This window comes from Acetobacterium bakii, from assembly GCF_001263355.1.
In the GTDB taxonomy this organism is placed as follows: domain Bacteria; phylum Bacillota; class Clostridia; order Eubacteriales; family Eubacteriaceae; genus Acetobacterium; species Acetobacterium bakii.
In genome coordinates, this window is sequence record NZ_LGYO01000031.1 from 63739 (window position 1) to 86599 (window position 22861).

Genomic DNA, 22861 nt, shown 5'->3' on the forward strand with positions numbered 1-22861 from the left:
GACGTATATAAATGGGCAAAAGAAATGTTGGGGCTCCTATTGGAAATAAAAATGCATTAGGCCATGGAGCCCCTAATGGTAATCAAAATTCTAAAGGTCATGGCGTACCATTAGGAAATCGTAATGCTGTGAAAACAGGAACCAATGAGCACATTTTAAACCCGGATGTATTGCCATATGAAGAACGCCACCTCTTCAACAACTTGCTTCTATTCTTTAAAGATCGGAAACCAGCAGAGGAAGTCTTTAAATATATCCGGGCTATGAGTACCCAACAAATCACTTATATTAAGCCAAATGGAAAGCTAAAGATCATGCCTATTCCCTATTGCGTTATGGTTAAATATGCCTTTAATTGGCAATTTACAGCCGCTCACTTATGGTTATTTGAAAACCATCCCTGGATCTTTATGCAATCAGATGAAAATGTATAGTGATATTTGAGAATTCTTCAAGTTTTTGAATACTCTAAAAACTGATATAGTTGGAATTAATTATAAAAGTTAACTGTTCATAATCCTTCATTTGACTGTTGATTCGAGCATTCACCGATTTTCTCATGGCAAATCAATAAAGGAGTATAAAATATAAAAAACCTCCATCAACTTTGCTTACGTATTTTATAGAGCCTGTATTTTTAATATCAAAATAGTTAAGGTGCCTCTGGCACTTTTTTTTTGCTGCAAACATGATAAATTTCTTGATTAAATCTCCATTCATTACAGTTTTGTTGATTTATTGTTAATATGTTATAATTAAGTTGTTTTTGCAATTAATTAATGAATATAGGTGGGTGCAATGAAATTAGGAAGAAATAGCCCTTGTCCATGTGGAAGTGGAAAAAAACACAAAAAATGTTGTTTAGGAAAAAGCAAACAAGAATTGGTATTTGAAAATATATTAAAAAACCAGAGTACTGTTAAAAAAGAATCAAGGATAAAACAATGTCTTCATCCGAATAAGTCGGAATGTACTTCTAAGATTATTCATGCCCATGCTATCCAGAATAATAGAATATTGAATAAAATTGCTGTCAATGGTCTTGTTCAAACGATGGACGGTGTATCAAATTTATTTTTCCAAAGCGCTCAAAGCAAAGGAAGAAAAATTGCCACTGTATTTACAGGATTTTGCCAATATCATGATAAAGTATTATTTCAAGATATCGAGGATCGCGAATTCTTGTGTGAGACAAAACAATTATTTTTATTTACTTATAGGACTTTTGCGTGGCATTACCATAAAAAGCAAGAACAAATAAATAATGAGCGTATAACTCAAAAAAATATTATGGATATATTAAATGATAATTCATATATGCGAGAATTATCCCCATATAATAAGGCATTATACTTAGCTCAACGAGATAATGATATAAAGAAAAAAATGTTTGACAATTGTTTGCTAACTGAAGATTATAATAAAATTAAATCATCCGTATGGGAAATCCCTTACGGATTACAGTTTGCAGTATCAGCAATGTTAGAAATTGAATTTGATCTTGAGGGTCGTAAAATCAATGATATCCATTCGAAAAATTGCATATCGAGTATATATTTGAATATCTTTCCAAATGATGAAAAATCATTTTGTGTTTGGTCATGGCAATCTGAAGATGATAAGCCTTATTGTGATTACGTAAAGCAGTTTATGAATTTACCAATTAAAGAACGAGAGAACTATTTAAATAATAAATTACCTAGATGGAGTGATGCTATTATTATTTCTCCAAGGCTTTGGGAAAAATGGGGTGCAGATATACAACAATCCCTAATTGCTCATGCAAACTTTGAGGCATTATACAGAGCAATGGAAGAAGAAAATGGTTCCTCATATTCATACAGCGATACACCCTGGGATTTTTTTGAAAATTTGTAAAACTAATTTATTCAGATGAAAGGTAACTACTATGAGTTTTGTTAAAGATTTATTGAATACTTTGGATTCAAGAGGATTTGGACAAATTGAAACTGTTGCGTTTCATGCTTGTGACGGTGACTATGCTATAAAAAATTACATAAAGCATCATGATGAATGACAGAAATGTGATTATCGCAAAAAAGTACGTAATCCATATTCACTTGAAAGTGTGATTGGATTAAAATAAGTAATATTCCTGCATAAACAATATGACCACCGACTATTGGCTTAATTTTTTTGAATGGTGTTATACTTAAACAAATGAAAACTATAAATAGGATGGACTTTATGATGAAAAAATGGTTGTTAATTTCGGCTGGTATTGGTTTTTTAGGTGCAATCTTATTTATATCGGATGCAAGTATCATAGATATAGTAAGAGGTAATGTTGATTTGAATCTTATTAAAATAAAGGATATGGGATTCGCTGTATGTATAGGTGTTTTTTCATCGGCAGTTCTCGCTATTTTAATTGAACTTATAAATGAAAATGTATATCAAAAGAAAAAACAAGCAACGTTGAAACCCTCCATGTGGCTATTCATACAAAAATTAAAAAACCAAATAGCCCATTTAACTTGTAATGGCGCTATAGGTGGAATTACATATTATGCAGCTGAACAAAATTTTTTAAATGAATTTATTAATACTAAAGTCAAAGAAACCCATGAACAAAGTGAAAAGATATTGAATTCATTTTGTTGGTATTTAACTGAAGATGAAATAAAATCTATTGATATGATCCATACGACTGCATCAATACTAAGTTGTTTAAATAGGGACCTAAGCAAAGAACTGTATTCCGAAATTCAAAATAGATATAATAATTTAGTAGTTAATCCAAAAGATAATCCAGCCAATTATTCAGAAGAAGCAATAAGAATTTTAAATTTAAACATACAAACTCTTAAAGATTATAAAAATGCATTAGAAAAATCTCTTAAGGTATTCGATTATCTTGACGGAAACAAATATTAAAATTAAAGCATATTTGCAAATTATTCCAGTCTCATACGCCCCCCCAAATGTGGCTTTTACCATTACTCCTTACAAAGGTTTCACTTTTAAAATCATTTGGTAAGCTAATTATTTTTATTCCACACATCTTTGCGTATTGCTTTCACAGTTAAATCTAAATTATTACGATCTGAATTTTTAATAAATTGATTTCAATTGTTTATTACATCTTCGATAGATACAAGATCTAAATAACCGCTGATCATCTAAATAATGCTTTTACACCTCTATGAGCTATTTTATCTGAGATTTTCAATGTATAGTTCTGGGTCTTATTTTAATAGCTTGAAAATGGCCTTTATAGGCTGAAAATCACAAAGACCCGTTTAAAATATTTTGTTCGTATTTTCTGTATTGAAATCTTATGAAATGGCTATATAAAGGGATATTCAAACCCATAGTCTGGTGTTTATTTGGTGTTTATTTTGATTTTTTGATGATATATTTCGTTATTATTTATGATCATTTATGAAAAGATAAACTCACAGAATGGCTTAATAATGGGATATATTGACGAGATGAAAGTTCACTGATTTTCACTTTCTTTACTGGCAGTCAGAAGGCCAGGGGTTCGAGTCCCCTCATCTCCACCAATAAGAATTGCACAAGAGAGCCATTGAGGCTCTCTTTTTTTTATGTTCAAGCATGAAAGCAGATCAAAAAACCGCTACCTTGGGGACAGCTTCTAAAATAAGTAAAACTCAATAACAAAAGTTACTGAGCTTTACGGGATGAAGTGACAAAACTTTAAGTTTCAATGATAAGGCAGTGTTTCACACCTCTCCGGCTTCTGGTATGGCCACACTGTCCTGGTATAAGGTTTCTGGTGCTATATCCACATTCCCATTGCACCAAGTTACGGTATCAAAATCAAGCTGCACATCGTCGAATTACATTCGGTTCGAAACGTGTAATTTTTCCATTAAAGCGTCTTGAAGTACTCTGGATACATTAACATTTGCCTTATCTGCTTCTCGATTAAGCCAATTCGGCAAGGTCACGTTTCTTCTAACCGTTTTATTGTCAAGCCGTCTGCGATAGTCCAAAAAATCAACATCAACCAATGACAGAATCCCTTCACCATCATCGGCAAAGGTGCCTTTTGAAGGATCAATTTCATTTATTTTTGAAGGTTTTGGAATTTCTCCGGCATCGTCCTGAATACAAATACCTTTTAATCCAATGGCATCACGTACCATATCAATCGCATCGGCCATGTCGGCACCCTCTGTAAGAATTTCTAAGTCTGGAACTTCTACCAGTACAATATCTTCTGTTTGTGTAAAAATAGCGGGAAAGATAGTTTTCATTTTGTTCCTCCTGTATTACTTATTTGACAAGTGGAAGCAGGGTTTTATAAACCCCATTTCCTCAAGATCGCTTTTGCCAGTTTTTCATTGATTTCGTTGTGCCGTGGAATTTCTTCGGTGTCTTTATCTCTTCGGTAAACATCGTGCCTACCTCCATGACGTTCAAACACAAAACCAATTTTTTCCAACTTTTTTATCAAGTCTCTACGTTTCATATAGGCCTCCTGATGCTTATATTATACACATTAAAAACACATTCGTCAATAAGACATATTCTGTATAATTTATTTTTTCATTAATTCCACGGGTTCAAAAGCTATTTACACCATTAATACCAGAACCAGAAATAAAAAAAGAAGAGGTCTTTAATTTGTTCTCCTCTTCTGATATAGCTATATTAAAAATCCCTCCAGAAAATCAAACAAAACATTATATTTTATGCGAATTTCTATTGACGCTTGGGCGTAAAATCTGATTATCAAGATTTATTTTGCCGGGAATGATTTCAACTTTATTTTCGGGTTCAATCTCAAGCTTCAGCACTCTAGCAAAGTATTTTGCCGTACTCGCCTGAAACGTTAAAGTAATAATGATGGCCATCGAAGTTACCGCGGATATTAGCTCCGCATTGGGAATGTTCATGGTAATAAGCAGACCGGCCAACGCAGCCGGGATAACTCCGGTTTCTCTGATCCAACACAAATACGCGATCTCTCGGATATTCCACTTTGCTTTTCGGTCAAATGGCACTGTCAGGAGGACTGAGATTGGTCGTACCACAAACACAAAAACCATAATCAGTATCAGTGCTTCTCCCCAAAACTGGGAAATAATCCCAAAATTCATCTGAATTCCCAATAACATGAATATCAACATCCTTATGATTGAAATGGTAACATCCTTAAATATTCCATGTGTCACATGACTCTCTTCAACTGTTTTTATATTAAAAATACTCTTATTTCCACAAATCATTCCGACGGTGAAAGCGGCCATGAAACCACTAACGCCAATATAAAGGGATATAACATAGGCGCCTAAAACGGAAGCGATGGCCATCTCGGCCGTGAATCCTCGGCATACTCCGAATTTGCCTTCACATACAAGCTGGTTCCCAATATAACCGACAACTCCGCCTACCAATATGCCTCCGCCGGCAGTCTTGAGAAGATCCAAAAGGCTTCCGCCAACAGAAAAACTGCCGCCTGCTGCAATTGCAACAATCGCAAAGGTGATGATTGCCCCCGCTGCATCATTAAAAGCCGATTCTGATATGATGGTCTGTTTCAATTTAGGGCTTATGTTCATGTTTTTAAACAAAGGTACCAGAACCGAAGGATCTGTTGAAGCAATTACCGCACCTAGCAGCACGGCATATATAAAATCAATATGCAGGATATGCATGGCAAAGAAACCGGTAAGAACTGCCGAAATTAATACTCCCATCGTTGCTAACAGCCCAACGGTAACCTTCACTTCGTTTAACACTCCAACAGCTATTTCTCTGCCGCCGTCAAACAGTATATATGCCGCGCCGAATTCAAGTATCAGCTGGTTGATTGTACCAAATTGACTGAAATCGATTATGTTAAAAACAGCGGGGCCCACAATTATACCGGCCGCAATATACAATACCACATCGGGTATGTTTATCTTTTTACTTACCTTCGTCAAAACAATTCCCAGAAAAATAATAATTGCCAAAATTCTCATCAGATTATCTGCTTGCTCTACAACATTTACATCCATTAACTTGTTACCTCTTAATTTTTTTCTTTGTTTAAATATTTTTTTTGATCAAAAAAAAGCGCACTTCCAAACGTTGTCTTTTTAGACTAACGTCTGAGAGGTGCACGCCATTGTGCTCTTCTATCAAAATTCAATTTTAACGCGCAGTTTTTGGTGTCGAAAAAGGTCTTTATCCATTAACAATTATGGCTGAAAATTAAATCCAACCATTCAGTTACTCATATGATTTTTCAACTTTTTTTTTACGCGTCATGATTATAACAGATATTAAACACTTTGTATATATTTAGTTACAAATCTTTTTGTTTTGTAACTATGCTGTTATTCACTCAAAACAGAACGGCTTAAATACCTGGGGACAGTTATGTATACTCTTTTTAATTTTTTTCACTGCTCATGTATTATCCATTATTATTTTGGGTATATTCAGACAAATGAACAATAAAAAGAGGAGGTATAAAATGACTACCGTGTTTATTATAATTGGCACCATAGGATTGATTCTATTCTTAGGAATCTTAATCGTTTTTCGGATAATGAAAAAGCCTTTGAAAATTCCGGCTATTTTCCTCGCCGGATTCTCGGTGCTGATGATCATTGGATACATTGCTTTTCAAACTTTATTGCCTGCCCTTGGAATCATCGACAATAATTCATCGGATATTCCTGTTATAAACGAGCCCACTTACAACGCCGGGGCCAATAATACGCCATCCTTCGAGAACCCGGGGATGGCAACGAACATTATTGAGTTGGGCGGTTTGGGGGATGGTGTGTTTGACAATACGGCGGTTATCCAGACCGCCGAAGATAATGGCGTGGATATTTACTTTCCGGATGGTGTCTATCGCATTAACGGATACATTCTGAAAAAAAATTCAAGCTGGTATGGACAGTCTAAATTTGGCACGATCTTCTTGTATGATGACGAATTTAATTATGCGCTCCCCAGCATTCTGGAAGATCCTGAAGCCTCCGGGAATGGCGGCTCTCCATTTTTGCGGACTGAGTTCTCAGACGACCAATTCATCACATCGGATGATTACAATTCATTCGTCATGCAGGATTTCACCTTGAAATGGCGGGTTACCACTGATTATCTGGAACCACTTGGCGGTAAAGCCGATTTATGGTATGTTGGAAACTGCAAAGATATAATCCTCAGAAATCTATGTTTTGATTCCGACGATGCCAGTGTTGTTGGAACCGCATTTTTCACGACCATCGGGGCGGTCGATGGATTGTTGATTGAAGGCTGTACCTTTATCCAGGATTCCAACCCTTTAATGGGAGAATACCACGGCTATGGCGGTCCATTATGTCTGCAAAATTTCACCCGAACCAGAGGATCCTCTAATTTTATTATCCGTAACAACCACTTTGTTAAAAAGCATGGTGCTGATGAATTGATATGGATCAGTGCGGGTTCTAATTTTATCGATGGTATCTATATCCTCAATAATACTTTTGAAGTTACGAGCAATGAACCGGAAATGGGCTTCCAATCCACAGCGATTCGAATTCGGAGCAGTTCGACAACCGGTTATTCCACCCCGGGAAAATCATATGTCGATAACATTCATATTATGAATAATACTATTACCGGCGGAACCTTTGCTTATTCTGTAGTTACCATCAATGAATCCGAAGATAATTCGATGCCCCCAATAAATTATGTTAATGTATCTAATAATGTGATCAATGCCACAACAAATTTCAACGTCGAGGATTATGAAACCTGGGCGTGTGCGCTTAGCCTGAATGGAACGGGTACTGTTTATTCGATTGCCGAAAACAATACCATCGCCGGAAATTTTGAAGCAGGCATTGATGGTTTTAAAATTGTTAGAAACAATCAGTTGGACCTTACCGATTGCCGCCAGGGAATTCGCGGTGCTCAAATCGCACTGGGGAATGTTGTCAATATCAGCGGCATCGGCGTCACTGGGATTGATTGAATTCAGCAGAAAAGCAAACCCTGTAAAGTAAGTCCCAGGGACAATCGTAACATCAGTTGTCGGCATTATGGCGAACAGGCTTTAGCTTGTACGATCATGCAGTCGACAACGATTTACCATTGTCCCCGGGACGATTTTTTTGACGAGCTCAAGAGAACCATTGCGGTTCTCTTTTATGTTTGCCTTAAATTCGAAGGCGGCTTGCCGGCTTCAATCAACACTTTACTGCCGATCAGAAAGAATGCCTGAATAAACAAAAGAATCCCGGTTCCTAAAAGTAGCCACTCTATTTTAATCGAATCCGATAATGGTCCAAATACAAGCATGCCCAGTGGCATCATTGAGGTGGAGATCATCCCTAATACCCCAAATACTCTTCCCAGAAAAGCTTCTTCAACTTTTTCCTGTAGTAAAACCGTCGAAGGGGTATTGAAAATTGGCAAAGCCAGTCCTGTTAATGCCATAAAAATCAAATAGATTCCAAAGATTGGAATCAGACCCAGTGCAATTGTGCATATTCCAAACATCAGACACGCCAGTGTCATGGTATGAATCTTATTTTTAAAGCCTCCCCAGGTTGCCATGAGCAGTCCTCCCAGTATCATCCCCACAGAGAAAGCAATTTCGATGGCTGTTAGGCGCCAAATATCGCTGCCAAAGCTCCGGGCAACCTGTAATGGTGTTAAAAACGCAACCGGGGCAACAAGTATAAAGAAAACAGCGAAAAAGATAAAAAACAATTTTAGATAGTCCTGATTTATAATATATTTAAAGCCTTGTTTCAAATCGCTAAAATAACTGCCGGTTTGCTTTTGCAAAGCTTTCTCATGAACAGGAATACGCAAAAATACCAGTAATATGGTAATGGCTATGGCTGCCGTGATCACATCAATAAAGAAAATCACCTCCATTGAAGCCATTGCATAGAGCGCCGCACTGATTAGGGGCGATATGAGATTTACAATCGCCTGAATACTCCCGTTTATTCCATTTACCTTTGTAAGCCTGTCTTCCGGCACTATCTGAGGAAGTATGGCTCCGACTGCCGGAGTTTGAATGCCGGCGCCAACAGCGCGAATGGCAGACATCACAAACAAAAGCCAAATTTGGTCATATCCCATCAAAAATAAAATAGCCAATATTAGGGTTGAAATCGCAATCAAGGCATCTGATAAAACAATAAGCATTTTTCGATTATAACGGTCGGCCCATACTCCGGCAATGGGTGATAGAATAAAGGTCGGCAAAAAACCGCAAAGAATGCTGATGGTCATCATGACACCTGACTGGGTGGTTAATGTGATGTACCACAAAATCGCATATTGAACCAACGATGATCCAAAAAGTGAGATGCTCTGACTGCTCAAAAAAAGAATAATGTTCTTTTTCCAATTATCATCCTTCTCAGCCGGGATTCTGAAATCAGACATGTGATCCTCCTTAATCCCATTGTTCTGGGATTATCTTAATTGAAAGTTAGATTCCATCCTGAGTTGATCCTGTTTTTTATAGCTCTGGTCCTTCCAATTTGTTTTGTATTGTAAAAGTTTTTCCCTCGCGATAACCTCGGATATACAATGATTCATTATCCTGATGGATTGCTCCTTCTTGGTGCTGCGCATGTTTCATATCCTTGAGCAGCTCCGCTACCTCTGGCGGAACCACCGTCACCAGGCCCCATTCCTGATTTTCTTCTTCCTGAATATGATAGATATCCTCCAACCCTTCATAAAAACCTTTGCCAAAGCTTTCACAGGCGCTGCGAATCTCAGTACCTGTTTTCTCTTCATCTTTTAGTGTTTTAACGATTTGCTTGAGCTGGGATCTTATGCAATCCACCGCATAGGCAAAGGTACCGGTGCAAATGCTTGCATCCTCTTCATAACCATAAAAAATAATGTAGTGTTTTTGGGAGCCTGGTGGTGTAATCATGAAAAAAACACAGCAATTGTTCTCTGCAATGACATCTGCCAACCCGGTCATCCAGTGTTCTTTTCGGGTAGTGTAATAAATGTTGGTATCAACTTTAATCGGTATTTCGTCTTTTCTAAGCACATCTCTTTCAGTCAGCTTATATTCAACCATCATTTTTTTTGCTTTCAAGATGGCGTAGTTTGCTTCATTCTGATTGGGGCTTTTGCCCAGTGCCAACAGTTTTTTTATTCGATCTCTAACAGCTGTATCCATTTTTTTCTCCTTTATCCTTTATCCTCTGTCAATATCCAATTTGTTCTTATTCTAACAGAAATCATTCTTGTTTAGGAGTAAAATCTTAATTGAGTACTAAAATATTTTATATCTTAAGTGGATCTAAAGAAGACCGCATAAAAAAACAAGGCTCCGTAAAAAAGTACGAAGCCTTGAGGTTGTCGATAAACGCGTCCCAGGGACAATGATAAATCGTTGTCGGCTAGCATGATCGTACAGGCTGCCGCCTGTTCGCCATGATGCCGACAACATGATGCTATCAATGTCCCCGGGACTTACTTTTCTGATTTGTTAATATTATTCTTTATCCACTAATATTTCTGACATGACTTCGAAAAGAAAACCTTTTGCTGATGCTAATGATTCGTTGTACGCGAACATTACCAATTTATGGTTTTCAATTAATCCGTCACTGTCAGCATACGGTTTCAATCGTTGAAGAAAAAATTCTTCGGTGATTTCGTCATCAAATTTCTTTTGAACATTGTTGAAGATATCTATCAATTCATTTTGGGTCATTGACATTACCCCCTTCGAATTATTTCTCCCGGACACGGTCGATAAATTCATTATAGAAGAGTAAGAGAAAATAAACAAGGGTAATTTACACTAATTCTTTTTTCGCCGTTGGGCTTCTTCCATTATGTTTTTCAGGGTTAAGAGCAGTGGATTGCTCTTTTTATCGGACTGGGCATCCGCAGAATATGTTAAACCGGTCATTGAATTGGCTTCACAGATGTAGTAGGCATCATCTTCACCGAAGAGAAAATCGATGCTCCCGAAATAAATGTCCAGCACAGCGGCGGCTTTTTCCGCAATTTCGATAACCTGATCCGATGGCGTCAGAAACTGAAGCTCGCCGCCCTGGGAAAGATTGGATTTGAAATTATCGCCATTGTCTCGGATATAAGCCGTTGAGTACTTCCCGCCGCTTAACATGATGCGCATATCCCGGCCTTTTGAAGCAGCAATGCATTCCTGAATGAGAATATGATCGTCAAAGTTCATAGCGGCGTAAATATCCAGAATGTTTTCCAGTTCTTTTTCTGTTTTTATGAGCACCACACCTTTGCCTTTGCTGCCGTGCATGACTTTTACAACACAGGGAAAGCCTATTTCGCTGCCGATAAAGGATGGCTTTGTTTTTGAGGTCATTAAAACGGTTTTGGGGAAGAGAAATTCGCTTGAAGCGGCGCCCAGTTTTTGAAAGGTCAATAATTTATCGGCGGTATTATTGAGGCTTTCTGAGCTGTTTACACACAAAACGTTAAGGGACTCCAGCATTTTCACCACGGCTTTACTCTGATAATTATTCCCGCCGAAAAATGCAGATAGCGCAAAATCCGGGATTTCGGTTGCATCCCCCGAGATAAAGCATTTTTCAATGACTCCCGGTTCGCACAGTACCTGCACTTCACTGACGTCCACGGTTTTGATGTTTAATACCATTTTTTCAATTAACTTAATGATTGTCTGAATGGATGGTTCCGCCAGGGTTTCTTTGTTGACCAATAACCAGCCTAGCATGATTTACCCTCTTTTTCCAAACGTTTTTTCCACAGCGGTTTAGGCATATTTTCAACCTGTTTGACTAAATTTTTAAACATTTCATGGAGATCAAAGGCAATCCCCGGCATGGCGTTGGCTTCGCACAAGTAGAAAGTATCATTTTCGCCAAATAAGAAGTCTACGCTGCCCATATTAATTTTTAGCAGCTCCGCCACTTTTTCGGCCGCTTCCAGCACTGCTGTGGGCGGGGTATACTTAACTATTTTTCCGCCTTTTGCCAGGTTGGATCGAAAGCTTTCCTTATTTTCACGAACAAAGGCGTTGTCATACTTGCCATTGCACAGCACCACTCTTAAATCCCGGCCGGTGGACGCCTTAATGCATTCCTGGATGATAATTTCGTCACCCATTTCGCTGGCGGTGGTCATATTGAGCAGGTTATCCATTTCCTTTTCGGTGTTAACCAGAACAACCCCTTTGCCCTTGCTGCCATGCATAACCTTCATCACCACGGGATACTCAAAAACTCGGCTCACAAAGGCGGCATCGGTTTGCTCCGTCACTAAAAGTGTTTTGGGAAAGTAAATCTCGTCAATGGATTCGGCCACTTTCTGAAAGGTCAGCAGCTTGTCATCGACATTTTTAATGCAATCATAAGAATTGATGCACAAAACACCAACCGATTCCAGCATTCTTAGGACCGCCGCGGTGTGATAGTTTTTTTCCGTGAAAAAAGCGGCAATCACATAGTCAGGAACATCCATGACTTCATCACCCACATAAATCCTGCCATCAAATTCATGATCACAGATCACATGGATCTTTAACGGATCCACCACCGTCAAATCAATTTTATTTTCGTCCACAACCTTCATTATTTTTACAATTGAAGGATCATTCATTTTTCCCGGATTTCTTAACAACCAGCCTTTCATAGTAGCCTCCTTGATTTATTATTTCGAATTTTTTTTGCGAAATTTACAAACAAAATCGTAAATTGCTTTGCTGTCAGTTTATATAAACAGACAGCAAAGCTCACGACACTTTCGCAATTACGCTGTTTTAATTGTCTGATGCGCTTAGATAGAGATTTGCATATAAACCGTTGAGGTTCATCAGTTCGGTGTGACTGCCGACTTCCTTGATATCACCCTCCATCATGAAGATAATCTTGTCGGCATTTTTTATGGTGAAAAGCCGATGGGCGATGATAAAGGTGGTTCTACCCTTCATCATGGCTTCCATAGCCTGGGTGATTAGTATTTCGGTGCGGGTATCCACGGAAGAGGTGGCCTCATCCAGAATCAATACCTTGGGATCTGCAATAATGGTTCTTGCAATGGCCAGCAGCTGGCATTCGCCTTCGGACAAGCTGGTAAAATCGCCTCCGATTGGTGTTTCGTAGCCCAGTGGGAGCTTCCTGATGAATTCATCGCATTGAGCCTTCTGGGCTGCTAAAATGACATCTTCCCGACTGGCATTGGTTTTTCCATAGGCGATATTTTCGGCAATGGTGCCGTCAAAAAGCCAGGTGTCCTGGAGGACCATACCAAAGGCACTTCTGAGATTATGTCGTGAAAGATTCTTTATGTTTTGGCCATCAATGGCAATGGAGCCATGGTTAATCTCATAAAAACGCATGAGCAAATTGACCAGAGTTGTTTTTCCGGCGCCGCTGGGGCCTACCACTGCCAGTATTTCTCCGGGGGCGGCCTTTAAGGACACGTCATGAAACAATGTCCGTTCGGGAATATATCCAAATTCCACATTTTTAAATTCAATGCTTCCTTGTGCGGTTTCAACCTCTAAAACTTCTGTTGCCAGATCCGGTTTTTCTTCTTCGCGATCCAGGAATTCAAAAATCCGCTCTGCGGCGGCTGCCCCGGACTGGAGGAAATTTAAATTATTGGAGATCAGAGCGATGGGACTGGCAATATTATTGGCATAGATGAGGAAGGCCTGAATCCCCCCAATGGTCAGCGTCCCGTTGATAACGAAAATACCGCCGATGACACAAATGCCGATATAGGCCAGGTTGTTGATTAACTTCATCAGCGGAGCTGACAGGCCAGAATAAAAGCGCGAACTCAAATATGATTTGAAAAAGCGCTGATTGATATCATCAAATTTTTCAGCGGCTTTTGCTTCATTATTAAAAGATTTGATAATTAAATGGCCATCGTAAACTTCTTCGATGAGTCCATTTAATGATCCCAGCTCTTTTTGCTGTCGTCTGAATAAAATTTGCGTTTTTTTGGTGATTAATTTCATTACCAGATAGGATAAGGGAATGGCTATGAAAAAAATGAGACTCAGCTGAACATTTAAAACCAACATCATTATCATAATCCCGATGATGGTTGTTCCCTGGACCAGGATTTGGGTAACGTTGCCTTCCAGGGCACTGTCCAGAGTGGTTGCATCATTGGTCACTCGGGACAGAAGATCACCGCGTTCACTTTGATCGAGGACATTTAAGGTCAGTTTATTCAATTTTTCCTGAATATCTTCTCTTAACCGCTTAATAACAAGCTGAGAAAGATAGGTGGTTCTGATGGTGGCATAGTAGGCAAAGCCCGCACTTAAAATATACAGGGCCGCCAGGAGTATTAATTGCTGCCCGATATAGATAAAGTCGATGTCGGTATTTTGGGTGAGGCTATCAGCAATGCTGTCAGTCACATCTTTGGTCACAATCGGAGCAAAAATGATAAATATGGTACTGGCAATCAAAGCAATGGCAATAAAGAAGACCAGGTGCTTCTTATCCTTCAGGTAGTGTTGCAGGCGGCCGGCGATTGATGAAAAACTCGATTTGAGTTTATTCTTCTGTTTTGCTTTCACAGTGATTCCTCCTTCCCTTCATTGTACGATTGGGATTTTAGAATTTCCTGATAGACAAAACAATTCTGTGTCAAATCCGCATGTTTACCCTGACCCACAATGGTACCATTATCTAAAACCAGAATACGATCCGCATCTTTAATGGTACTGATTCGCTGGGCAACGATTAGCACTGTTTTATCCCCAAATTTTTCGCGAATCCCTTTTCTGACCAGTGAATCGGTTTTAAAATCCAGTGCTGAAAAACAGTCGTCGAAAATAGTGATGGGTGCTTTTTTGACCGCTGCCCGGGCGATACTGAGACGTTGACGCTGTCCTCCCGAAAGATCACTGCCCCCTTGAGAAATGGTACTGGTGATGGTGTTTTCCCGGCCATTCACAAAATCAATGGCTTGGGCCAGCTTCAAGGCCTCAATCACTTCTTCATTGGATGCCTTTTCATTACCGGTTTTGACATTATCCAAAATGGTTCCGCTGAATAAAATGGATTCCTGGGGCGAATAGGCGATTTCATTTCTTAAATCATGCTGAGTGCAATCTCGGATATCAATGCCATCAACGGAAATGCTGCCGTCACTGACTTCATATAAGCGCATGATCAGGTTGACCAGGGTTGTTTTCCCCGAGCCGGTGGCCCCAACGATGGCAGTTATTTTTCCCGGTTCGGCCACAAAATTCAAATGGTCCAGGACATTTATTTCTGCACCCTTATAGCCGAAAGAAACATCCTTGAATTCAATCCGGCCGGTGATGTTTTCCAGGGTAATCGGATTTTGTTTATCTTTAATGGAAAATTCGGCGTCGAGGACTTCTTTAACCCGGGTTGCCGATACGGCTGCCTGGGGGTAAGCCATTAACAGCACGGAGACCAAGCTCAGTGCCGACATAAACATCAGGACATACTGGATAAACACCATTAAACTGCCCAGGCTGACAATCTGCTGCTGAATTTCCTGGGAGCCCAGCCATAAAATGATTACCATGGTCAGATTCATCATTAATTGCATCAGGGGAGCGAAAAATGCCACCGCATAGTTAGCTTTTAAGGCGGTGTCCATGCCTTCCTGATTGGCTTGTCCAAATTTTTCTGTTTCATAGTCTTGCCGATTAAAGGCTCGGATAGTGCGGACGCCGGTTAATTTTTCTTTCATTAAGAGATTAAGCCGATCCACCTTTTGCTGCATGATTTTAAACAATGGCATGCTTCGGGATGTTGTAATCACAATAATAACGGTTGTGATTACAAAGGATACCAATAATACCAGGGTTAAGGTTACATTTTCCCTGAAGGCCATAATCAGCGCGCCGAGTCCGGTGATGGGAATGAGCAGTAATGAGCGCAGGCCGTTAATAACCACTACTTGCATCTGGGTGGCGTCGTTCGTGGACCGGGTCAGCAGTGTTGCCGCTCCGAAACGGTTGAAATCCGTTTGGGAAAAATTTTTCACCTTGTCAAAAACGTCCGCTCTTATTCTGCTCGTAAAGGATGCGGTCACATAAGCGGAGTAGTAACTCGAAGCGACCATACACACCGCGGCCACCAGGGAAACCCCCAGCATCATCGCCCCGCTTTGAAGAATATAGGCAGTATTCCCCTGGGCTACCCCATTTTCAATAATATCCCCCATCATCGTGGGCAGATACAGCTGACAGGCGGCCTGACTCAGAACAAAAACAAATACCAGGATCATCTGGATTCGATAATCTTTTAAATACCTTATGAGTAAACTTACCATCTAGGACTCCTTGTCTGCCAGGGCAAAAAAGAAGTTTTCTTTAACCAGAGTATCGATCACCCTGACAGGTTTTAGCTGATTGCCGGAAATCCCCCGCATAATCATCAGGTCGCGATACAATGCATAGGTTTCTTCCTGCACAAAGGTAATGTCGGATGGGCTTAAAACGCCGCTTTTCACCTTAGCACCAATGGATGGATTGGCAATGCCCAGTTTTTCTTCAATGATTCGGCGATACTCATGGTGCTGGTCTTTAGCTAAACGCTTCTCGGTTTCCATAAAGATGACATAGCGGCCCGGAGATACCCCGATATCCGCATAGACACTGTAATCCACCAGCTCGCACTTCGCTTCTTTGACAAATTCTCTGACTGACCAGGAAATGCAGTCTTCAGTGGTTTTTTCGCCGGCGATGCTGACCATTTGGTTTAATCGGTAGACGAATTGAATTTTAGGGCATTTATTGTACCATCCCACCACCCGCACCACATCCTTAATCCGATAGCGATAGAATCCCGAGGTGTTGGTAATGACGATTTCATAATCCTTGCCGGTTTCAAGCTGATCCATGGTCAGGGTCTCGTTTGTTTCTTCCTCCTGATTGGCGGGAATAAATTCGTAAAAGGCACTGTCCGGAATAAGCACAAAGGCCTGGGATTCCATTTCACTACAGATCGCCATAATCGATTCTGACGCCGCATAAACGCTGAAATAAATGGGAATATCCCCAAGATAGTGGCGCATTTTATCGGTATAGACGGAAAATCCGCCGCTGCCGATGGCATGGACAAAGGCAAACTCCGGCCAGATTCGGGGAATAATTGGATCATCAAAGCCCTTTTGAAAGGCCGCCCTTAATGCGGCTGCTCTTTTGGGATCGGGTTTTATTTTTGCCAATAATGTTTTTCTGACATCATCGGGTATTTTTATGTCCTCATTAATGGTGCCATTTTCAATATCGCTGACAATCATTTCCCAGTTAGCTTCCAGATATTTCATCAGGTCGCAGACACCGGTCATAAAAGCCGAAACAATATAGGAAAGGGACTTCTCGATCAACGCATACCGGAGATGAATGTATTTAGAATCCATTATTTCGGTGGGAAAGACCACTTCTTTTGGTGAGGTAAACATTAAAAACAGTAAGTTTTTAATGCTGTATACCCCTCTGCCTGAAATTGAGCCGGCAAAAAGTCCGTTGGGCAAGGTTTCAAACTTGACTTCCATCAGGTTCAGTCCCCGGCCTTTTTTCCATTTTTCACCTAGTGCTTCACTGATCACCGCAAAACTGTATTGGGTGGCATATTCCCGGTACAGTTTAACCGTGTCTTCGGACACCGGAATTTTTTTGGGATTGTCCACACTTCCTGAGGTTAATGCATAATGGATAATGGGGTCGTTGGTAATCAGGCCTTCCTCACCGGTTAGCATTTTTTCAATATACTCGATGTAGTCGTCATAAGTCGAAAAAGGCACACTTTTTTTATAGTCCTCAATTGTTTATTTATTTCCGGAGCATTTTTCGTTAACTCATCAAAATGCTTTATCTTCTTTTTTCCCTTTTTAATGTTGAGAGAATAGATCAGCTTGGGAATTATTTTCATCATCGATTATCTTCCTTTATCCAATTGATTATATTTTCTTCTTCGGGGTAATCATCCACCATTATTTTAAGCTTTGTCTGATTGACATTTTTGCCGGTCATAATGGAGCGGGTAAATAGGGAATCCCGATACCCTTGTTTGGCGACGATTATTTCCAGCGGTTTCATAACATTTTGAAAACGGTTTTCTTTGTATGCTTTGTTTTCTGATATCAGTAGGTTTTCCAGGCTTGTTCGAAAGATTCCACTAATTGTTGAATTGGTTAGAGGTTCAATAATCAACACTAATTTTTTATGGGTCTGATCGGTGATAATCTGAAAAAACCGGATGTCTTCATTGTGTTGGGCGGAGGTCTGTTTGATATAGGTATCCATTTCATAGGTCATTATATTAAAATCATCCAGTTTGATTTCTTCTGAGGCCTTTGAGATAAAGACAATTCGTGGTGAATGAGCCTCGATTTCCGACACATAAACAATATCCTTCATATTATAGCGGTACAATCCTGAATAGGAAGTGATGATGAGTTCATAATAACCGCCTGCTTTCAATTCATGGACTTGCAGGGGTTTTTCTTCACCCACTGCCAGGAATTCAAAGAAATATCCAAACAATGACAAAAACCCTGCGGGGTCATCGGGTTTTGTTGGTATATTAAATTTTCCTTCACTGGCGCCATAGCCCCATTCCAAAAATTTGACCTGTGCTGGCAAACGCATCCTGATGTCGTTCACAATTCTTTCGGCACTGGCTGACATCCAACAGGAAACAACCGAAAAGTCGGGCCAAATACTGGCAATATCCAAATGTCCCTGTTCACTTAAAACGTCTTCTAGTTCCCTGGCACGTTGCGGATCCGGATTAAGTTTATGCTTCAGGCTTTCTCTTAATCCCTCAGAGATTAAAATTTCGCTGCTGATCTGCCCATTTCTAATATCCGTTATGAGATCTTCCTTAAACGCATTCATCTTATTAAGCAGAATATTAAAATGTGCGATGTTACTGCATACCACCCCGGCCAGCTGTTTTTCTTTGAGTGAGAACAATATGGTCAGATAATCGGTGGCTTCATTACTCAGATCTTTGGCGGTAATTAGTTCAATGGGCAACACCATTTTTCTCTGCATCTCTGGGGGTATATCTTTGGCTGCCTGGCCGGAGGCCGACCCAATGGGTATCCCCCCTTCTGTTTTTCCGTATTCCGCGGGGTTTGCAATGGCCAATATTTTTTTACCGGGTTCCAAAACTTCCGGTGCCAAAGTTAACAGCAGAATAGTCCGCAGCTGAGAAACCATGGCTTTTATCAGTTCCCCATTTTTGCTTTCCGGAATTAGTTTAGGGATGCCGGTGGATCCACTGGTGGCAATAAAGCCTGGGGTTTTTCCGTTGTACAGTACATCCGCTTGCCCTCGTTGCAGATCCTCAATGCCGGATGCATAATCACCGTATTGGGATATTGGGACCATATTTTGAAAATCCGCAACGGTTTTTATTTCTGAAAAGCCCATTTTCTGTCCAAATTCACTTTTATCTGCATGCTTTAAAATATCCTGAAGAACCGCCCATTGAGTTTCTTCAGGATTATTTTTCATTTTATAAAAGCTTTGGATCAATGCTTGATTTGATAATTCTTTTAAAAATTCCGGAATGCTTTTTTCCCCGCATTCAGAAAACAGTACGTTTGAAGCTTCATTTTGATTTAAATTCGCCATGTCCAATTACCACTATTCGATGGTTAAAATCCCAGAAAAACCGGTCATTTCAAAAACTTCCTGTATTTCCGGTTTGACATTTTTAATCAGCATTTTGCCTTTTAAAGCATTGGCTTTTTTTTGAATCAACAGCAACACTCTCAGTCCGGCACTGCTGACAAAATCCAGGTTTTCAAAATTAAGAATTAAGCTAAACCCTTCTTTGGTGTAATACTCCTCAAGTTCTTTTTGAAAATCCGCTGACGTGTTGGTATCAATACGTCCAATTAGATCAACCACAGTTGCCTCATTTTCTTGTTTACACTTAATTTCCATTTGCGCTCCTTATTTATTGATTATTATATAAAACTCTAAACACTTTTGCTCAGAATTACAATATCATTTTTTAATGCATCCGTCTTCCATGATTATTCTACAAACATATAAAATTCATCCAACTTATATACATCCCCTGAATAAACAATTAGTCACTGATTGATTTCTTAAATTTAAGAATTTTTCTAATAATACCATAGTATTTTTTATCATGCAATAGTGTATAGCTCCTCAAATATATTTCTTTACAACTGTTTATGTTAATTTCATGGTCACTAAGACTCTTCTACTGAAGCTTAACTTTCCTGATTTTTCAAATTATTATAACTAATTGGCCTTAAAGCCCTGATTTATCAAGCTTCTTGCCTGATTAACTATCAAACTTCAAGCAGAATTAATCGGATTTTAAGTATTGAATACTATAATAATAAAAGTGTGAATTATAGTTTTATCAATCCACTATCTGTCATAAAACGGGTTGGAGCATCTCATCTCCTCCATAATATATATACATAAGAGTACCTTTTGGGGTTCTCTTTTTTTTTCAAAAAAAAAACACCCCAAAATGAAAGTGTCATATCATAAATTTATTTTACAATTTGGTTACATAGTATTTACAATTTGAACTAATTATGATAGAATTGCAACATATGACAAAATTTTGAGAAATCACCTAATTTAAACGAAGGAAATGTGAATAATGAAAAAAAATTCGATTATCGCCATTGTACTAATCTTACTCATTCTTGTCACCGCCATTTTATTTGTCCGGGGCTGTGAGCAACAATCTTCCGAAATAAAAACCTATGGTGTGGCCGGGACGTATACCGAAAAGGCAACCTATAAGAATGCCGAAATTACCGTGCCCGGGGTCACCATTGAAAATGCCACCTTCACTGGGAATGTCCTTGTTGGCGAATCCGTCGGAGAGGGTGATGTTCATTTTACAGCGAGTGAAGTTAAAGGTGAGCTGCTCATTCAAGGCGGCGGTGATGCCATCTATATTAATGGTGGCAGCTACCAGCAAATTACTGTTGATAAGCTAGGTGTCAAGCTTGTTTTACTGGGGGATGCTAAGGTCGAAACCCTTACCGCCAGGCAGCCATGTATCATTATTGCCACTGAAAACAGCTATGTTAAGAATATGATCGTTGAAAAGACGGCCGGACGTACCTCGATAATCTCACAGGACAGTGCGATCATTGAAAACATCCAGGCACAGGGACCTGCTGACATTGTTCTCAATACACCTACCAAAACTGTTTCTTTTGGACCGGATGCGGTGGGATCAATACTTGAAACCAATGCCGTCGTGGATAAAATTGAAACCGAAGCCCGGGTTGAATTGAATATCAATGCAAATGTCGGTGCCTTGCTTCTTACCGGGGCGGGTAAAGGCACTGTCGTTACCCTTGGGAATAATGCTGTCATCGCCGCTATTGGCACGGATGCTTTGGTTGTCATTAATGGCGAGGGTAGTATTACTGCTGCAACCACCAATAATGCCGCCAACCTCACAGGGTCTGTTGTTCCAGATGTTATTTACACCACCGCGAAACCCGTGGTAACCGATCCAAAAGGTGGCTACATGGTGTCCACGTCAACTGTCAAAACGACATCATCGGGAAGTAGCACACTTAATTCCTGGTCGGGATCCGGTTCGTCTAATGGTTTCACCAGCAGTAGCGAAGAAAACTCTTCTTACCGCCTCATTGTTCCCGCTGAAATTCCCGGTGTATTGCCGGCACCTCCGGCGCTTATTGTTCCAGGCACCATCGGGGTTGCATCTGTTGCGATTACGCCGGTAAGTTCTGAACTGCTGATGGGCAATACTCTGGCTTTAACTGCCACCGTGCTGCCTGAAAATGCCGCGAATAAAACAGTTTCCTGGGAATCTTCAGACACCCGAATAGCCACTGTGGCAAATGGCTTGGTCACCCCCATTACAAATGGTGATGTAAGCATCACTGCCAGAACCCAGGATGGCAGTAAAACTGCTGTCTCAAACCTGTCAGTAAAAACCAATATCACCGCTGTGATGATGATCGATACCATTACTGCTGTCAATAATACGATTTCGAAAACCATTGATTATAATGCCAGTAATACTTTGCCTGTTGTTGTCATCGCCCAGGGTTATGGGACAGAAACATTTCCTGTTTCTGTTAACTGGACCCCAACCAATGCTGATACAAAGAAAGTCGGCGAAACAACCTATCTGGGGACACTAACCTTACCTGGCGGCTATCTCAATACGGATGCCGTCCAGCCGGTGATTCAATTAACGGTAAAACCACAGCCGATCATTACCGTAACCTCACTTTTAACATCGCAGCGAATCTATCTTAATGGTGATCCCAGTGAATTTAAAGCTGTTGCCACTGTCACCGAAGGGAAGACCCTGAGTTATCAATGGTCTCAAACCACAAAAGATATTAATGGAATTGATGTTAATACCACTCTTGCCGGAGCCACTGGTGCATCCTATGATCCGCCAGTATCAACAACCCCGGGTACTATTTATTATTATTGTGATATTACTGCTGAAAATGCAGCTCCCGTTAAATTTTTCGCTGGTACGGTTGTAACTGGACCGACTGCGGCCAATCCGGCCGCTCTGGCTGAATTACCCGCTGTAACGACTCAACCGATTGCTATTGCCAGTACCCCTCTATCCGCACCCATGAACCTTTCGGTGACGGCGAGTGTTGTAAATGGCGGCAGCTTATCCTATCAATGGTTTGAACAAACCAAAGCTGTAAATGCCGAGGGCACGGCTATTCCCGGGGCAACCGGGGCAACCCTAAGCACCACTGCCAAAGCTGTTCCCGGCACCACTTATTACTATGCTGAGATCACCAACACCCAGGCTGATACATCAGCCGTAACGGCGGTGAGCCTCCCTGTTTCCGTAATTGTGAATTAATAATAAATAAAAAAGGAGCGATGATCCGCTAGCGGATCATCGCTCCTTTTTGT

The 22861-nt window shown here is 40.1% G+C and carries 18 protein-coding genes and 1 tRNA gene; 6 read left to right on the top strand and 13 right to left on the bottom strand.

From position 1 onward, the window contains the following. The first annotated feature begins 11 nt into the window (after positions 1-11). From AKG39_RS12325 to AKG39_RS19790, 4 genes are all read left to right on the top strand, one after another. Positions 12-434 (top strand): hypothetical protein, encoded by a 423-nt coding sequence (locus AKG39_RS12325; RefSeq protein WP_050740705.1) that lies wholly within the window; start codon positions 12-14, stop codon positions 432-434. 364 nt (positions 435-798) lie between these two features. Next, positions 799-1878 (top strand): YecA family protein, encoded by a 1080-nt coding sequence (locus AKG39_RS12330; protein ID WP_050740706.1) that lies wholly within the window; start codon positions 799-801, stop codon positions 1876-1878. A gap of 330 nt (positions 1879-2208) precedes the next feature. After that, entirely contained in the window at positions 2209-2898 is a 690-nt protein-coding gene (locus AKG39_RS12335) for a hypothetical protein (RefSeq protein WP_050740707.1), read from the top strand. 542 nt (positions 2899-3440) lie between these two features. Next, positions 3441-3530: transfer RNA gene (locus tag AKG39_RS19790), tRNA-OTHER, on the top strand. 297 nt (positions 3531-3827) lie between these two features. Here the strand turns inward: AKG39_RS19790 and AKG39_RS12340 are convergent. The 3 genes from AKG39_RS12340 to AKG39_RS12350 form a co-directional block, all read right to left on the bottom strand. Next, a complete protein-coding gene (locus tag AKG39_RS12340) occupies positions 3828-4247 on the bottom strand; it encodes a type II toxin-antitoxin system HicB family antitoxin (RefSeq protein WP_050740708.1) in 420 nt (139 codons plus the stop codon). A gap of 44 nt (positions 4248-4291) precedes the next feature. Then, on the bottom strand, positions 4292-4462 hold the full coding sequence (locus tag AKG39_RS12345) for a type II toxin-antitoxin system HicA family toxin (protein ID WP_050740709.1): 171 nt from the start codon (positions 4460-4462) through the stop codon (positions 4292-4294). 214 nt (positions 4463-4676) lie between these two features. Then, positions 4677-5996 (bottom strand): cation:proton antiporter, encoded by a 1320-nt coding sequence (locus AKG39_RS12350; RefSeq protein ID WP_083439535.1) that lies wholly within the window; start codon positions 5994-5996, stop codon positions 4677-4679. A gap of 461 nt (positions 5997-6457) precedes the next feature. Between AKG39_RS12350 and AKG39_RS12355 the strand changes: the two genes are divergently transcribed. Beyond that, the gene (locus tag AKG39_RS12355) at positions 6458-7954 is read left to right on the top strand and encodes a glycoside hydrolase family protein (RefSeq protein WP_050740710.1); all 1497 of its coding nucleotides are present in this window, start codon (positions 6458-6460) and stop codon (positions 7952-7954) included. A gap of 173 nt (positions 7955-8127) precedes the next feature. Here the strand turns inward: AKG39_RS12355 and AKG39_RS12360 are convergent, their stop codons facing one another. The 10 genes from AKG39_RS12360 to AKG39_RS12410 form a co-directional block, all read right to left on the bottom strand. After that, positions 8128-9384, bottom strand: coding sequence for an MFS transporter (locus AKG39_RS12360; RefSeq protein WP_050740711.1), 1257 nt, complete (start codon positions 9382-9384; stop codon positions 8128-8130). Positions 9385-9460: 76 nt separating this feature from the next. After that, positions 9461-10141, bottom strand: coding sequence for a DUF2786 domain-containing protein (locus AKG39_RS12365; RefSeq protein WP_050740712.1), 681 nt, complete (start codon positions 10139-10141; stop codon positions 9461-9463). A gap of 318 nt (positions 10142-10459) precedes the next feature. Next, a complete protein-coding gene (locus tag AKG39_RS12370) occupies positions 10460-10681 on the bottom strand; it encodes a hypothetical protein (RefSeq protein WP_050740713.1) in 222 nt (73 codons plus the stop codon). A 90-nt stretch (positions 10682-10771) separates the two neighbouring features. Then, positions 10772-11689 carry an ATP-grasp domain-containing protein gene (locus AKG39_RS12375; RefSeq protein ID WP_050740714.1) on the bottom strand — a complete coding sequence of 306 codons (918 nt, stop codon included), beginning with the start codon at positions 11687-11689 and terminating at the stop codon, positions 10772-10774. Continuing rightward, positions 11683-12606, bottom strand: coding sequence for an ATP-grasp domain-containing protein (locus AKG39_RS12380; RefSeq protein ID WP_050740715.1), 924 nt, complete (start codon positions 12604-12606; stop codon positions 11683-11685). Before AKG39_RS12380 ends, AKG39_RS12375 begins: the two co-directional genes overlap by 7 nt. Before the next feature lie 127 nt (positions 12607-12733). After that, a complete protein-coding gene (locus AKG39_RS12385) occupies positions 12734-14515 on the bottom strand; it encodes an ABC transporter ATP-binding protein (RefSeq protein WP_050740716.1) in 1782 nt (593 codons plus the stop codon). Continuing rightward, a complete protein-coding gene (locus AKG39_RS12390) occupies positions 14512-16251 on the bottom strand; it encodes an ABC transporter ATP-binding protein (RefSeq protein WP_050740717.1) in 1740 nt (579 codons plus the stop codon). Before AKG39_RS12390 ends, AKG39_RS12385 begins: the two co-directional genes overlap by 4 nt. Continuing rightward, positions 16252-17748: a GH3 auxin-responsive promoter family protein gene (locus tag AKG39_RS12395; protein ID WP_083439536.1), complete on the bottom strand. Its 1497-nt coding sequence runs from the start codon at positions 17746-17748 to the stop codon at positions 16252-16254. A gap of 106 nt (positions 17749-17854) precedes the next feature. After that, entirely contained in the window at positions 17855-19567 is a 1713-nt protein-coding gene (locus AKG39_RS12405; protein ID WP_050740720.1) for a GH3 auxin-responsive promoter family protein, read from the bottom strand. Positions 19568-19579: 12 nt separating this feature from the next. After that, complete coding sequence (locus AKG39_RS12410; protein ID WP_050740721.1) at positions 19580-19882, bottom strand: STAS domain-containing protein; 303 nt, start codon at positions 19880-19882, stop codon at positions 19580-19582. A gap of 700 nt (positions 19883-20582) precedes the next feature. Here AKG39_RS12410 and AKG39_RS12415 point away from each other — a divergent pair. Next, positions 20583-22808 carry an Ig-like domain-containing protein gene (locus tag AKG39_RS12415; RefSeq protein ID WP_050740722.1) on the top strand — a complete coding sequence of 742 codons (2226 nt, stop codon included), beginning with the start codon at positions 20583-20585 and terminating at the stop codon, positions 22806-22808. Positions 22809-22861 lie beyond the last annotated feature (53 nt).